Here is a 1,458-nt window from a genome sequence, read left to right as displayed (position 1 = left end):
ACTTCAGAAAGACCAATGTAACGCACATATCCCTTCTTTACCATATCGGCAATTGCACCAACCGTTTCTTCAATTGGAACGCTTGGATCGATGCAGGCTGTGCCAGGTTGATAAAGATCGATGTATTCAACACCTAGGCGCAGTAGGGTATCCTCAAGGAAATTCTTTACTGTATTAGGGTGGTTATCACTCTTTGGATGACTCTTGCCCTGAGAGTGTAGCTTGCCATCGAATTTTACTGAAATGAACACATTTTCCCGTTGGATTCCTTGGAATGCTTCACGTAGAAGTAATTCATTGTGTCCATCGCCATAGAAATCCCCTGTATCAAAGAGTGTAATGCCTTCCTCAAGTGCTGCGTGGATTGTTGCAATGCTTTCGCTTCGTTCAGCATTACCATATAGCCATGACATCCCCATACAACCGAGACCAATCTCAGAAACCAGTGGACCGTTATGACCAAGTGCTCGTTTTTTCATAGACACATTTCCCCCTCGGCAGTCTCAATGACAATCTGTAACCAATTTCGTTCTGAAATCCCGCTCCAAACGGCATATCGAATGATGTTTCTTCATTAGCCGTGGCTATCCCTCCAGGCTGATTAGACCTTTCATTGGTACTGTATCCCTACTTTCACTGATATAAAGACAAGTTATACAATAACTAATGTCATTATTGCTTTCCTTGCCAACGCTGCTTTGGGAGTAAGCCCTCCACGTTATCAGCTTACAACGTTGAATTATATCTATTATAGAATGAACTTAGGTGCTTCCTGTAAGCCTGTTAGCATTCATACGCCGGTAACGTATCATGGATTTTCATATTAGTTATTTTTACTTGCCCACATCTAACCTCACAATTGTTGATATACACATTTCTATGTATCGCAGGTATAGACCCGTACATTCAGAAGTTCGTCAGCTTAACCTGTTACGGTAAATTCTCATTCCTTTTCGCCGCGCTTATAACACTATCATTCTAAGTCCAGTGCTATTCCACTAAGAGAGAACCCTTCGGGCGCTTTACCCCCTGCATAGGTTCCTGTTATAGCTCTGATATTTACATATGATTTAGGCAGTATCACCAGAACAGTTTTACTATACGTTTATAAACTGATAAAGAAGTCTTATTCGATTTATGAAGGGAGGTTTTTTTATTGGTTAATCGACACCAGCAGCCTGGCTCATGGATTCCAGGAGGAGTGATGGTTCAACAACAACATAGTGATCATAGCAGCAGCCAGCATCACATGCCACAAAACCAGCACGCTCAATGGTCGCATGGACATCATCCCCACCATATCCATTGGCCACATGGACACCATGTACATCACCCTCACACCCACCCGGCACATTGGGCACCTGGACAACATGGGCAGCACATTCATCCAGTACACTGGACACCTGGTCAACAGGGACCACACACTCATCCAGTACACTGGACACCTGGTCAACAGGG

Annotated in this window: 2 protein-coding genes; both read right to left on the bottom strand. The window is 43.7% G+C overall.

The window, feature by feature from the left end; all coding sequences use genetic code 11:
* Positions 1 to 479, bottom strand: a 479-nt coding sequence (locus AS030_RS15335) for an aldo/keto reductase (protein ID WP_141687094.1), incomplete at its 3' end; no start/stop codon positions are given.
* A gap of 681 nt (positions 480 to 1,160) precedes the next feature.
* Positions 1,161 to 1,458, bottom strand: a 298-nt coding sequence (locus tag AS030_RS15330) for a hypothetical protein (protein ID WP_162264556.1), incomplete at its 5' end; no start/stop codon positions are given.

Origin of the sequence: Fictibacillus enclensis (assembly GCF_001457035.1) — a bacterium.
GTDB lineage: Bacteria > Bacillota > Bacilli > Bacillales > Fictibacillaceae > Fictibacillus_C > Fictibacillus_C enclensis.
Note: the sequence above shows the minus strand (reverse complement) of the source record. Positions and strands in the feature narration are given on the sequence as shown.